Origin of the sequence: Cupriavidus consociatus, from assembly GCF_017814975.1 — a bacterium.
GTDB classification, from domain to species: Bacteria; Pseudomonadota; Gammaproteobacteria; order Burkholderiales; family Burkholderiaceae; genus Cupriavidus; species Cupriavidus consociatus.
The window spans coordinates 18817-32478 of the sequence record NZ_JAGIQA010000032.1; the positions used below are offsets into that span (position 1 = coordinate 18817).

12 protein-coding genes are annotated in these 13662 nt (G+C 62.9%); 10 read left to right on the top strand and 2 right to left on the bottom strand.

Going from position 1 to position 13662, the window contains the following annotated elements:
• Window positions 1-2: 2 nt before the first annotated feature.
• The 4 genes from J8I82_RS31280 (at window position 3) to J8I82_RS31295 (ending at window position 2734) form a co-directional block, all read left to right on the top strand.
• Complete coding sequence (locus J8I82_RS31280) at window positions 3-305, top strand: DUF1330 domain-containing protein (RefSeq protein WP_209763450.1); 303 nt, start codon at window positions 3-5, stop codon at window positions 303-305.
• On the top strand, window positions 302-1282 hold the full coding sequence (locus J8I82_RS31285; RefSeq protein ID WP_209763451.1) for a quinone oxidoreductase family protein: 981 nt from the start codon (window positions 302-304) through the stop codon (window positions 1280-1282). The genes J8I82_RS31280 and J8I82_RS31285 overlap by 4 nt, the downstream gene beginning before the upstream one ends.
• Before the next feature lie 34 nt (window positions 1283-1316).
• The gene (locus J8I82_RS31290; protein WP_209763453.1) at window positions 1317-1634 is read left to right on the top strand and encodes a DUF1330 domain-containing protein; all 318 of its coding nucleotides are present in this window, start codon (window positions 1317-1319) and stop codon (window positions 1632-1634) included.
• Between the two features lie 707 nt (window positions 1635-2341).
• On the top strand, window positions 2342-2734 hold the full coding sequence (locus tag J8I82_RS31295) for a LysR substrate-binding domain-containing protein (RefSeq protein ID WP_209763454.1): 393 nt from the start codon (window positions 2342-2344) through the stop codon (window positions 2732-2734).
• 31 nt (window positions 2735-2765) lie between these two features.
• On the opposite strand, the gene J8I82_RS31300 is transcribed toward J8I82_RS31295, so the two are convergent.
• Window positions 2766-3734: a LysR substrate-binding domain-containing protein gene (locus tag J8I82_RS31300; RefSeq protein ID WP_209763455.1), complete on the bottom strand. Its 969-nt coding sequence runs from the start codon at window positions 3732-3734 to the stop codon at window positions 2766-2768.
• Window positions 3735-4143: 409 nt separating this feature from the next.
• Between J8I82_RS31300 and J8I82_RS31305 the strand changes: the two genes are divergently transcribed.
• The 4 genes from J8I82_RS31305 to J8I82_RS31320 all read left to right on the top strand — a co-directional run bounded on the left by J8I82_RS31305 (window position 4144) and on the right by J8I82_RS31320 (window position 8676).
• Window positions 4144-5112 (top strand): Bug family tripartite tricarboxylate transporter substrate binding protein, encoded by a 969-nt coding sequence (locus J8I82_RS31305; protein ID WP_209763456.1) that lies wholly within the window; start codon window positions 4144-4146, stop codon window positions 5110-5112.
• Between the two features lie 122 nt (window positions 5113-5234).
• Entirely contained in the window at window positions 5235-5876 is a 642-nt protein-coding gene (locus tag J8I82_RS31310) for a hypothetical protein (protein ID WP_209763457.1), read from the top strand.
• Between the two features lie 96 nt (window positions 5877-5972).
• Window positions 5973-6953 (top strand): tripartite tricarboxylate transporter substrate binding protein, encoded by a 981-nt coding sequence (locus J8I82_RS31315; RefSeq protein ID WP_209763459.1) that lies wholly within the window; start codon window positions 5973-5975, stop codon window positions 6951-6953.
• Window positions 6954-6996: 43 nt separating this feature from the next.
• Window positions 6997-8676 (top strand): sigma-54 interaction domain-containing protein, encoded by a 1680-nt coding sequence (locus tag J8I82_RS31320; RefSeq protein WP_209763460.1) that lies wholly within the window; start codon window positions 6997-6999, stop codon window positions 8674-8676.
• Between the two features lie 354 nt (window positions 8677-9030).
• On the opposite strand, the gene J8I82_RS31325 is transcribed toward J8I82_RS31320, so the two are convergent.
• On the bottom strand, window positions 9031-10389 hold the full coding sequence (locus J8I82_RS31325) for an MmgE/PrpD family protein (protein ID WP_209763461.1): 1359 nt from the start codon (window positions 10387-10389) through the stop codon (window positions 9031-9033).
• A 247-nt stretch (window positions 10390-10636) separates the two neighbouring features.
• Between J8I82_RS31325 and J8I82_RS31330 the strand changes: the two genes are divergently transcribed.
• Window positions 10637-12019: an MmgE/PrpD family protein gene (locus tag J8I82_RS31330; protein ID WP_209763462.1), complete on the top strand. Its 1383-nt coding sequence runs from the start codon at window positions 10637-10639 to the stop codon at window positions 12017-12019.
• Between the two features lie 2 nt (window positions 12020-12021).
• Entirely contained in the window at window positions 12022-13398 is a 1377-nt protein-coding gene (locus tag J8I82_RS31335; protein WP_209763463.1) for an MmgE/PrpD family protein, read from the top strand.
• The last annotated feature ends 264 nt before the right edge of the window (window positions 13399-13662 follow it).

Here is a 13662-nt window from a genome sequence, read left to right on the forward strand (position 1 = left end):
TCATGCGTAAAGGTTACTGGATCGCGTTGGTCGACGTCAGCGATGTCGATGGCTACAAGAGCTATATCGCTGCCAACAAGGCCGTGTTCGAGCAATTCGGCGGACACTTCATCATCCGCAACGGTGAGAAGGAGGTGGTGGAGGGATCGCTGCGTTCGCGGGTGGTGGTGATCGAGTTCAAAGACTACCAGACCGCCTTGGCCTGCTATCGGTCGCCCGAATATCGGGCAGCGATGTCCCTGCGCCAACCCTTCTCGCAAGGAGACATTGTCGTGGTCGAAGGGTATGAGGAGTCGGCGGCATGAGTAAGACCAGCGCAATCAGAATCCATGAGACCGGGGGACCGGAAGTGATGCAGTGGGCAGAAGTGGAGCTTGCCGGACCCCGTGCCGGCGAGGTCCAGGTCCGGCATCACGCAGTGGGGGTCAACTTCATCGACGTCTATTTCCGTTCGGGCTTGTATGCGATGCCGCTGCCTGGCGGGATAGGCATGGAGGCAGCGGGCGTGGTCACTGCCGTCGGGGATGGCGTCACCAGCTTCCGGATAGGCGACCGCGTGGCGTATGCCGGCAGTGTGCCAGGCTCATACGCCCTCGACCGGTCGGTGCCGGAGGGGGAGTTGATCCATATTCCGGAGGGGGTGGATTTCGAGGAGGCCGCCGCGATCACCCTGCAGGGCCTGACTACGCAATACCTGCTGCGCCGGGCCTATCGGGTGAAGGCTGGCGACACCATCCTGGTCCACGCTGCAGCGGGAGGGGTGGGGTTGCTGGTCTGCCAGTGGGCCAGGGCCCTTGGCGCGAGGGTCATTGGCACGGTCAGCTCCGATGAGAAAGCGGGACTCGCGCGGGCGAACGGCTGCGACTTTCCCATCGTCTATTCCCGCGAGGACTTCGTGCAGCGAGTGCGCGAGATCACTGGCGGGGCGGGGGTGCCTGTGGTGTATGACTCCGTCGGCAAGGACACTTATGTCGGCTCGCTCGACTGCCTGGCCCCGCTGGGCACATTTGTCAGCTTTGGCAATGCATCCGGGCCGCTGCCCCCGATCGAGGCCTTTGAATTCACCAGGCGGGGCTCGCTTTTCTTCACGCGGCCGCAGTTGTTCCACTATGCCGCTCACCGCGCAGATCTCGATGACATGGCCGCCGACCTCTTCTCCATGATGCAAAGCGGTGCGGTGAAGGCGAATATCGGCGGACGCTATGCGCTGGCGGACGCCGTGCAGGTGCACCGCGCCCTGGAAAGCAGGAAGACGACGGGGTCCAGCGTTTTGATCCCGTAATCGCCATCAACATCTAACCGCAGACAGGAGTCACATGCCCAAGGGATATTGGATCGGCCAGGTAGAGATCACCGACCCGGAGAAATTCGCAGCCTACAGCGAGGCCAACCAGATCGCCTATCGCAAGTATGGCGGGCGCTATCTGATCCGGGGTGGCAATGCAGACGTGGTGGAAGGCAGCTTTCGGTCGCGCCTGGTGGTGATAGAGTTCGACGACTACGAAACTGCGTTGGCCTGCTACCGGTCACCGGAGTATCAGATCGCCGCGGACTTGCTCAAGACAGGTTCGACCGGGGACGTTGTGGTGGTCGAAGGTTATGCCGGCGTGCAACCGGAGGATGCGCGCCGATAACGCCGGCATTGATTGTCATTGTGTTGTTGCCCGCGTCCCGCGCTTACGCCGCGCGAGACGCGTGGCCAGGGGACTGCTTCCAATGCAGAAGCGGTGCGGGTGCCAAGCCCGCTTTCGCGGCGCCGACGTAAGACCCGTTGCCCCTGGCTATTCTGCCGCCTTGCCGGTTAGGCCCAAGGTATGACGGCGATTGAGCGACCATTCGGGGACGCTGTCTGTTTCGCGGATTTCGTGGAAAGACGCCGAGGCGCGCTCGGGTGGCCGGGACTGAATTTATGCAAGCGCGAGCTATCGGCCTTGCGTCAAAATCTGGCCGCGGATGGGGGAAACACCGACCACGAGCCGTCAGCGTGGCGAAAGAACAGCAGGGACAAATCGCCAGAGGCACGGGCCACGTCAACCTGTACACAGGCCGTGCATTGGCTGGGTGAACGCACACGTGTCACACGGGCCGGTGTGTCGGCGTCGAAGCCAACCCACTTTGCGAGCAGTCCCCGCAATGACATCTTGTCAGTCTTCATTTCCCTGGCAACCTTGCATTAACCATGCCCTCCCGGGTGCAATTGCCATGCCAGCGGAGGAACCGGCGACGTCCGGAAATTCTCCAGCGTGTTCAAGGGGCTTCCGGCAACAAAGGACAATGGAGTGCCCAGGTCCGGGCGCAGCGTTGTCTTGCGCGAAGACGTTGAGCTGTGCGCGCGGAAGACATGCACTACGGCACACCGGTGGCGGCCATTCCTGTTGGCCATCCGCGGGCAGAGGAACGCGTGATAGATCGGCGCAACCTCGCGGAAGAGCCCTTCGTGATGTTCGAGCGGCAGATGAACCTGGCGAACCATGATGCCGTCATTGGGCTGTTCAGCCAGGCGGGAATCCATCCAAGGATCGTGCACTACACGCGCAACTGGAAGACGACCGTGTCGATGGTATCGGAAGGCTGCGGCATGGCGATCGTGCCCGACACGCTGCGCCGGATGCGCCTGGCCGGCGTGCGCCTTGTGCCGCTGGCCGGTTTGCCCATGCCTGCGCGGGGCATGCTGGTGTGGAATCCGGTCTCGTTACGCCGGGCCTCGAGAGGTTTCTGGAGAGCGCTGCGCTAACCCTGGCAGCGCTTCCGCCCTGTTAGCTTTATTACGCTCCCGCCGACGCCTCCGCCAATGCCTCCCGATTGCCGGCAAGCTCGCTGACGACATCGATGAATTGCTGAAGGACGGGCTCCGTGCGCCCCTTGAGCCAGCAAAGCTGGAAGCTGGTCCTGTAGTTCACATCCGTGAGCTTGACCACCACCAACCCAGACGGATACGTGAAGTCCTTTCCAAGCACGGTCAGGCCGATACCGACACCGACCGATATCAGGTTCATCTGTGAAGCGATGGAGTGAACCTCTTGCACGACCAGCGGCTCGAATCCTGCCTCCTGGCATAGCGCGAATAACGGGCCGTAGCCTGGGCTCACGCTGGACTTCGGAACCACGACGAAGCGCTCGCCGGCGAGCTGGGCGAGCGAAACGGACCTACGCTTTGCGAGAGGATGATCGGCGGGTACCACCACGCCAAGCCCTCCGGTCTGGATCACATAGCGTTCCAGTGAAGCCTCGCCCTCGGCATGAGTGGTGCCCCTCCGCTGTTTCCTGCGGGCGCCCGCGTCCGGGCCGAAGTGCATGAAGCCGGCCTGTACCTTGCCGTCCAGAACCGCCTTGACCTGATCCGAGGTCGGCATCTCGACCAGTGTGAGCGCGACGTTTGGGTGATACTCCAGGAATCGCTTGATCGCGGCACGGAAGAGCGGGTGATACAGCGTCAGCGAGCCGTAGCCGATACTGAGCCCGCCCACTTTGCCTTCGCCCACTTGCTTGGCCAGGGTAATTGCCTGGTTTAGGTCATTCATCATGCTTTGCAGGCGGGGAAGCAGGGCTTGCCCTGCCGCAGTCAGCCTGACCTTGTGCGCTTGCCGCTCGAAGAGCTCTATCCCGAGTTCATCCTCCAGATCCGCGATGATTTGCGAAACCGCAGGACGTGTGACGAAAAGGCGGTCCGAGGCGCGACCGAAATGCTCCTCTTCCGCTGCCGCGACGAAATAGCGCAGATGTCTGAGTTCCATGGCCTTGGAATGTGTGTGTCGAGAATCCTGTACCCGCCCGCCCGGCTTTCCGCAGCGTTAATGAAATCCAAAGCGTCGGTGCAGCTTACAGTGTGGCAACATTGTCCCCAGGTGTCGAGTCGCGTTTGCCTGGCCGGTGGTAAGCCAAGCTAACCAGCCCCTTGCGGCACGGGCGTAAGCATTGCTTACCGCACGAGGGACTAAAGCCGACTGGACTCGCCGCCCCGGTCGCGACGACACTTTCGGTCATCGCGCTGCGCTTGCAGCCGGTAGCGCGCCTGCAGTGCGGTACTGACGTTTCGTCTCATCACCGAATCGACGCAAGACGCGCCCCGTGAAAGGGCACAGCCCGCTTCGAAGCCTGCTGCGGCGCTTGCGCTCGTCCGGAAGACATATAACGAGGAGATACATGAAACCCCGCCACTATCTTTTGAAGTCCCTTGCCGCCTGCCTGCTCGCGTGCGCGTTTGTCCCAGCGCAGGCGCAGGCGCAGGACGGGACCTTTCCCGCCAGACCTGTCCGGATGGTCGTTTCCACCTCTGCTGGCGGGATGACGGACATCCTGGCGCGGCTCTATGCCGAAAGCCTTTCGAAAGCCCTGAAGCAACCGTTCGTGGTCGACAACATGCCTGGCGCCGGTACCATGCTGGCGTCGCGCTACGTGGCCAGGCAAGCCGCCGACGGATATACGCTGCTTGTGGCCGCCAACAGCATTGCGGTGCTTCCGCATGTCGAGACGAACGCCGGGTATCAGATGAAGGACTTCACCGGCATCGGCGAACTCGCACGCTCGCCGTCTTTGCTGGTGGTGAGCGCGTCGTCGAAGATGAAAACGCTGGCGGACCTTGTCGCGGCGGCGAAGAAGGATCCTGGGGTCGTGACCTATGCGTACGTAGGGCGGGGGACTACGTCGCATATGACAGCGGAGCTGTTCGCGCATGACGCCGGTGTCAGTTTCAATGGCATCGCGTACAAGGGCATTTCTCTCGCGGTACCCGACGTCCTGGCCGGACGTGTCGAGTTCCTGATGGGCCCCCCGACCTCGACCGAGGAACTGATCAAGAGCGGGAAGATGCGTGCCCTGGCGATTACATCGGGAGCGCGCTCGCCGGCGTTTCCCAATGTGCCGACCTTCAAGGAGCTCGGATATACCGACGCCACCTATAACCTCTTCTTCGGCGTCTTCGCACCCGCTTCGATCCCGGATGGCGTGCGCAAGACGCTGGCCGATGCCATTGATGCGGCGAAGAAGGATCCGGCCTTTACCGCGCGCCTGCGGCAACTCGGCATGGATGTCTCCAGTATCAGGACGCCGCAGCAGTTCAATGCATTTCTGAAGGACGAAGAAAAAAAGTCCGTCAGCCTGCTCCGGCAGTGAGCCTGAGCCGGCCCGGGATGCTCGCTCCCGCTGTCATGCCTCGCCGCGGCGCGGCGTTGCCGCACGCTGCCTGCAGGCGCTCTGGCGGTGCGGGAAGCGCGTGCCAGGCGTCTGTCCATGGAATGTCCGCACATGGAATACCGGCGCACATAACCCTGGGCGCCGCGGCGCTTGGGACCACGGCCATCCGCAATCTCCAGTTCCCGCTTCCGGTCCGCATCGACGTGGAGAGCGGCGCGTGCGAGCTTTCGATGCGGGGCTTCACCAGGACAATCCGCCACGGCGAGGCACGTCTCGTTCCCGCGCTGGAAGAGGTGTCGCTGACGTTGCTGCGCCAAGCCAGGGTCACCTTGACAATGCTGCCTGAGTGCGGCGTGGATCCAGGCCGCGAGCGCTGTCGGCCGTCAACGGACGACTCGTGGAAGCGCAGGCCGGCGACAGCGGGTCTGTCGCTGGCCGTGTTCGCTTCGCCTCAACTCGACTGGGGACTGTCGTCCGCCGCTGCCTGCCTTGGCAAGATGGACGGGCGATCGCTTTCACGCAAGCTGCTGCAGGAGTGTTCGAGCCTGCGCCAGGTCGTGAAGACCCAGCGCCTGTCGCGGTTTCTCTTCGATCTCATGGCTTCGGCGCGGCAGGCGTCCGCTGCCTCTTACGGATTTCCCGACCAATGCCGGCTCGAGAACGCCGTGTACGACCAGTTCGGGATATCGATCTCGGCGCTATCCCGGCTGTCCCCGCAGCCGGCCCGCCTGAAAGGCGGTTAGCTTCTCTTACCGCCAGGCCGGGAAAATCGAACTCGACGTAGAAGACCACGGTAACTAGCATGCGGTTCATATAACCATAAGCAGGAGACAAGGTTCATGAACAGACGTCAATTCAGCAGAGCTGCCTGTGGGATGTCTCTGGCGGCCATGTCCGCCGCAGCTGTCGCGCAGTCTTCACCCTATCCCACCAAGCCAATCAGGATTATCGTTAGCAGCGTTGCAGGCGCCCTGCTCGACGCATCCACCCGCCTGTACGCGGACCGCATGTCGCGCTACCTCAAGCAGCCTGTGGTCGTGGAGAACATGCCCGGCGCCAGTTCGATGCTGGGTGCCCGCTATGTCGCTCGCTCGGCAGCGGACGGCTATACGCTCCTTGCGTTCGCCAATACGGTGCTGACCATGCCCGGGCTGGTGAAGGGCGCAGGCTACGACTTCAACAAGGACTTCGTAGCGCTAGGGGAAATGGCACGTGCCCCGGCGCTGCTGGTGGTCGGCGGGGCATCTCAGTACAAGACGCTGGACGCCCTCGTGAAGGCCGCTAAGCAGCAGCCCGGAACGCTGACGTTCGGCTCCGGTGGCCAGGGAACCACGTCGCATCTGCCGGTCGAACTCTTTGCCAGGAGTGCGGGTATCAGCTTGACGCACGTCCCCTACAAGGGGGTTGCGGCGATCGCGCCTGACCTGATTGCCGGCCGGGTGAGCTGCATGATGGGGACTGCAACGTCCTTGTACGGCTCGATCCAGGCGGGCTCCATGCGCGCACTTGCCATCTCTTCCGACATCCGGTCGGCAAAGTTCCCCAATGTTCCGACGTTCAAGGAACTGGGCTATCCCGAAGCCACCTATAGCATCTTTGTCGGCATGGCGGCTCCGGCGGGGATTCCGAAGGCAGTCCAGGCCAGGCTTGCTGAGGCCATCGAAGCCGCGCGCTCCGATCCGGCGCTGCAGACCAGACTCGCCGCGCTGGACCAGGAAGTCTCCGATGTCCGCACGCCTCAACAATTCCAGGCGTTCCTGCAGGCCGAAGAGAAGCGGACCATGCAACTGATCAAGGGCGCGAAGATCCGGCCGGAATGATTTTCACGGGCCGGTAATGGAGCGACCACCATGGTGAACGAACATGAAACGTGAACCGAAAGGAATTCTCGTCCTGGACGAGCATGGGACAACGACGTTTTCCAGCGCTCTGGGGCAGGACTCGCTGATCAGCCAGGTGCTCTGCAGGCTTTGGCAGAACCGTGGGCGGGTACCGGTCAAGCGGTTGTCGGCCCTCACGGAACTGGACCACCCGATGACGGTCGCCGCCATCCCGACACGGGATGCCGTCTGCTTTCTCATCTTTGATTCCCAGGAAGCGGACGACTTCAGCGAGTTCCTCGCCGGCGTGGATGTTGCTGAGGACATCCTTCGCCATCTCATCACGGATCCGCACAAGGCAATGGTCGTCGTCGACAGCGATAGCAGGATCACATACATGAGCCCCATCCACGAGCGCTTCTTCGGCCTTCGGCACGGGGAAGCGATCGGCAAGGATGTAAGTGCCGTGATCGAAAACACACGGTTGCACGAAGTCGTCTCCACAGGCAAGGGGCAGGTCGCTCAACTGCAGGAAATGAACGGCGTCACGCGCGTCGTCTCGCGGTACCCGATTCTCGACCGGAACAGGCGGGTAGTCGCGGCTGTCGGGCAGGTGATATTCAAAGGGCCGGAGTCCATCCGACGGCTCACGGTCGAGCTGACCAAGGTAAGGCAGGAACTGGACTTCTACCGCCGGGAACTTTCCGGCATCCGCAACCGCAGTTACGGGCTGGACCAGATTGTGGGCAGCAGCGATGCCGTGCGGCGCCTCAAAGACGATATCCTGCGCCTCGCACCACTTGACGTGCCCGTCCTGCTGACCGGCGAAAGCGGGACAGGCAAGGAGATGGTCGCGCATGCCATCCACATGCTGAGCCCGCGCAGCGATAAGCCTCTGGTGCTGGTGAACGCCGCTGCGATGCCGCCGAACCTGGTCGAGAGCGAGCTGTTCGGCTACGAGCCCGGCGCCTTCACCGGCGCGGACCGCAAGGGCCGAAAGGGAAAATTCGAAGCGGCGGACAGCGGCACACTTTTCCTGGACGAGATTGGCGACATGCCCGTCGACATGCAGGTGAAGCTGCTGCGGATCCTTCAGGATGGCCGGTTTGAGCGTATTGGTGGCGATCGTGCCCTGCATTCGGATTTCCGGCTCATTTCCGCCAGCAATCGCGATTTCAGTGCGATGATCGCGAACGCGACTTTCCGCCTGGATCTGTTCTATCGCATCAGCGCGGTCACGCTCCGTCTGCCGCCGCTGCGCGAGCGCCTCGAGGACATCCCTGAACTGGCCGACAGCTTCCTTGAAGCCTTCTCGATCCGGCATGGCGTCCCGAAGAAATCCATTTCCGCATCTACCATCCGGTTCCTGCAAACGCGTTCCTGGCCCGGCAATGTCCGGCAGCTGCAGCATGCGATCGACCGCGCAGCCATCTTCTGCGACGGTCCCGTGCTGTCCATTCGCGACTTCGGAAGCATCGAATGCATCGAACCGGGCGCCGACGGCGCGCAGGGCGACGGTGCGCAGACCAGAGCGAAGCCGGGCAGTTATGAGATCCGCGAGGCTACCGCGCGCGTCGAGTCCGAGATGATCATGGAAGCCATGCGGCGCGCGGGTGGCAACAAATCGCGTGTCGCAGAGCAGCTTGGCATTTCCCGTTCGTATCTCTACAAGCGTCTCAGCATGATGGAGAGCGCCAGGAACGAAAGCCTGGTTTCAGGGTAGCAGTCCCTGCTGTCACGCGCGCGCTGCAGCGCAAGGGGTGCAGTACTGCCAAATGGCGGGATGTGATCTGCACCATGACTATCAATGAATGCTTGGACTACGTCGTGGTTGGCGCAGGTTCGGCGGGCTGCGCAGTGGCCCGTTTCTGGATCCGGACGCCTGCGGGGATGGCGATTATGTTCCTTTCGCAGTCCTATCACTGTGCGCGCCTTCGCAACACCGGTTGGGGCTGGAACGCAGTCCGCGTCAAACGAAGATGGGCTGTGCAGTCCCGATTGCGCCGAAAGGGCCGACCGGACAACCATGCTTTGCGATGGCCCGATGCATCGGGCCATCGCAAAGCACAGAGCCAGATCAGGCGATCAGGCGCAGCACCGACGAAAACGGCTGGCCGTCCCGCAATCCGTGCACAGCCCCGATCAGGTCGTCGGCATTCACAGCGCTGCGCCCGAAATCCAGACAGTCGATGACTTTGTCCCGCAATTGCAGGGCTGACATGCGCTTGCTGGGACTGCCGCACACATCATCGGCCTTGATGTGCAGTTGCGGGCCATTAGACAGTGCAACGTCGAAGGCTACTGGCACCATGCCCAGGAATGGGTTGGTGTCATCGGCTTCGATGGTAATGCGCTCTGCGGCGAACGCGCCGATGCGTTCGTCGCGAATCGCTGTTTCGGTGAAGTCGCCGATGCGAACTGCGCCGCGTTCCAGGCCGACGGCGACCGTGTAGGCAATGCTGAACTGTGCATCGACCACGCCGGCGCTGCGGCAGTCGAACTTGCGTCCCACCATGTTCACGGCCTGCCCGCTCACGCGAATGCGAATCTGCCTGATATCGCTGGAGCGCAGGCCTTGCGCGTGAAGCTGCAGGGCGAGGTCGATCGGAGCATGCGTGAAGCGACAGGCCGGGTAGGGCTTCAGGCTCAGGTCCTCCGGCAGGTCGCACCGGTCAATGCCGGCGCGGACCGCGTCGAGATCGAACTTGCCGTCCTGATACAGATTGATGAAGCCGGCCTTGCCTTCGAAGACGTTGCGCGGGCCGTCGATGCCGGCCTGGGCAAGCGCGACTGACATCACGACATTCTTGACCATCTGCGCCGGCTGGAAGCGTTTGGCCAGGCTGCCGTCGATGATCGACTGAAGACTGCCGGCCGTCTGCGTGAGCTGGTGGCCCAGTGCATTGACAGTGGTATCCGCATTCCAGCGCCGAAGGCGGGCCATGGCCAGAACGGCCCCCACGGAACCGCTGATCACGCTGTAGTTCCATCCGCGCGAACCTTTCGGACCACCGGCGCGGCCGATGCGCATGGCGCCGTCGACGCCAACTGCAAGCGCGGTCAGGAACTCGCGGCCGTCGCAGTCCGGACGGTTTTCCTCTACATCGGCGATCAGCCCGGGGAGCACCATGCCATTGGCGTGCAACGGCACTTTGTCATCGGTATCGTCATAGTCCAGCGCATGCATGCTGACTGCATTGAGAAATGCGGCAACCGGCGCGCTTGCGTGGCCGAAGCCGCCCCAGACGGAGCAATCCCCCGCGCCCCAGCGTGCCATGGCAGAACGGGCTTCTGGCAGGCCTGGCGCGTGCAGGCCGGCAAGCGCACAGGCAAGGCTGTCGATCAGGCCGTCGACGGTCGCGTCGATGGTTTCGCCACGCAGCTTGTCGTATTCGCGGCTGACGGCATTTGAGGCGAGCAGATTTGCGATATCCATGGTGAGATGGGAAAGTTGTAAACGCGTCGAGTATCAGCCTGGCACCAGCGTACGGCCAGTCGCTTTTTTTCGACGTCAGCGTAAGCGGCCCTTACGAGCGCGAGCTTGGATTCCGATGGTCAGGATTGCTTACGCTTCCCCTCAGAAGAACTGACTCGACATGGCTGGCAGCACACATTGACAATAAGAAAAATCTAAGGTCGCCCCCTCGTCCCTTATCGGGCGCACTATTCGGAGACAACCACTCATGACACAAGCCGTCGACCTGTCGCACGATTTCGCCACGTTTGTCGCCGATACGCGGTACATCAATCTCCCTGCCGAGGCGGTCGAAGGGGCAAAGAAGAGCATTCTCGATACGCTGGGTGTCATCCTCGCAGCGACTGGTGTGGAGCCGGCCGTGAAGGGCGTGAATGCCCTGGTGCGCGAAGCGGGCGGGGCTGAAGAGAGCACGCTGCTCGGCTTTGGCGGACGCGCGCCGGCTCTGTGGGCCGCTTTCCATAACGGCGCGCTGGCGCACTGCCTGGACTTCGACGACCATGCCCCGGAGGGCCATCACCCCAGCAGCTCCATCGTGCCTGCCGTGTTTGCCCTGGCGGAACGCGCCGGTGGCGTCTCGGGGCGAGAGCTGATTGCCGCGGTCGCCGCGGGACAGGACATGTTCCTGCGCATCCGGCGCAACGTGGCAAACCGGCAGGACTGGCACCTGACGACGGTAATCGGTGTCTATTCCGCGGCTGCAGCTGCGGCCCATGTGCTTGGCCTGAGCCGTGAGCAGATCGTCGATACGTTCGGTATTGCCGGCATGCAGTGCTGCGGCACGATGGAGCTGGCATATGGTGTCGGCAGCGACCTGCGCGGGATGTATGCAGGCTTCACGACGAAGGGCGCCGTGCTCGCCGCGCTGCTGGCGGAGAAGGGCGTAACGGGCGTCAAGAGCATGTTTGAAGGCAAAGCGGGCTTCTTCAACGTCTACTTTCACGGGGAGTATGACCGGGCGAACATGCTGAAAGACCTCGGCGAACGCTATGACGGCGGTTCCCTCCTCTACAAGCCGTGGCCTTCCTGCGGCGCCTCGCACGGATTTATCCATGCGACGCTGGAACTGATGAAGGAGCACCGGCTGACGGTCGGGGACATCGAACAGATCCGTGTCAACGTCGGCGATTTCCAAAAGCAGTTGTGCGAACCGAACGAGAGCCGCCGGCGTCCGGCGACATCCGTCGATGCCAAATTCAGCATTCCGTTCTGCGTTGCCGTGGCCGCGACGAAAGGACAGGTGAAAGTCGGCGACTTCTTCGGGGACGCACTGCGGGACCCGCAGGTGCTGGCCACCGCGCAGAAGGTTGTCCATGTCGTGGACGACAGCTTCGACTGGAAGACGACGTTGCCCAAGGGCAGGCTCGATATCATCACGCGCGAGGGGCGAACGCTGTCGCGCGTTGGCGACAACGTCCCGGGTGACATCGAATGCCCCATGACCTGGGAATATCTGTACGACAAGTTCCGGTCCAGCGCGGAGCTTGCCGCGGTGCCGCCGTCAAGCGAGGGCATTCGCAAGGCCCAGGAGATGGTGCGGCATCTCGAAGCGCTTGACGATGTGACCGATGTACTGCGTGTACTGGACTGAAGATGGACGCTACGACGCTCGGTATTGCCCGCTATGTCGCCGAGGCCGGTTTCAATGACTTTCCAGAAAGGGCCATCCATGAGGCACGCCGTCGCGTCATCGACAGCGTGGCGTGTGCCGCCGCGGCGTATCGGGAACCGTTTTGCGGCAGCATCCGCTCGTTTGCCGCACGCTATGCCGCAACGCCAGCGGCACGCATCTGGGGCAGCGGGCAGGCCACGTCGATCGAGATGGCCGCGTTTGCCAATGGCACGATGGTGCGCTATCAGGATTACAGCGATACGCACCTCGGCAGGAGCAACGGGCACCCGAGCGATATCATCGGCGGGCTGATCGCACTGGCCGAGGCTTGCAGCCTGAGCGGCGAGGCCCTGGTCACGGCCATCATCGTGGCCTATGAAACGTACTGCAGCCTTTGCGACAGTACCGCGCTGGCATCCCGTGCTGTCGACCAGGCCACGTGCGCGGCGGCGGGCGCCGCCGCTGGCGCGGCGCGCCTGCTGGGCCTCGGTTACGAGCAGGCCGGTGCGGCCATATCGCTGGCGCTGTCATCCGGCGTGCAGCTGTACAACGTCCGTGCCGGCGACCTGTCCGACTGGAAGGGCTGTGCCGGACCCAATGGCGCGCGTAACGGCCTGTTCGCCGCGCTGCTGGCCCGCGAAGGAGTCACGGGACCCACCGCGGTGGTGGAGGGAAAAGGCGGCCTGCGCGACCTTGTGGGCGAACTCGACTGGAAGGCCGGGGCGGGCGCAATGCCGCGCATCGTCGATACCCATCTTAAATTTCACCCGGTCTGCTATCACGGCCAGGCGGCGGTCGACGCCGCGCTCGCAGTGCGTGCCATGCTCGCTGGGCAGCAGACTCAGGGGATCGCCTTCATCGAGGCGATCGAGGTGGAAACCTACGAGGCCGCGTTTCGCGCCATGGGTAGCGACCCAACGCGCTGGGCGCCGACGAACCGTGAAACCGCGGATCACAGCTTGCCCTATGCCGTCGCCGTGGCCTGGATGAATGGCAAGCTGACGTCTGCCGACTATGAGCGCGAGCGGTTGGAGGATGCGGCAATCCGCAGTCTGATGGCCCGGGTCCGCGTTGGCGCCTCAGCCGAACTGACGCAGGCATTCCCCGCGCATTCACGCAGCCGGGTCACAGTCCGGATGAAGGACGGTGCGGTGTACAGCCATCTGCAGGATGATCCCAAGGGAAGCGCTGCCAATCCGCTGACCGACGCGGAACTCGAGTCGAAGTTCCTTGAGCTTTACCGTTCCTGGGGGGACGGCCAGAGGGGCCGCCAGACCCTGGACATGTTGTGGTCAGTCGACCGACTGGCCGACATCTCGCAATTGGCGGACAGGCTTTGCGAAGCGCCTGAAGCGTAAGCCGTAGGCGCCGGGCCATCCGGCTAATCGGATAGCCGGTGGCATCAACGTCGCTGGCGCCGGCGACGGCGCTCGCCTCCGTTCCCTTTTTGTTTCCCGCCAAACGCCGCGCACCACAGCCGAAGGCGTCCCACCGGTGGTGCGATGAGCAGAGGCCACTTCGTAATCCGGGTTCGTTCATCCGTGGCTTCTATCCTGATCTGCGATTGGCAATCTGCTTATGCCCCGTACCGTCAGTTCATCAGGCCGTTCGTCGACTGCGAC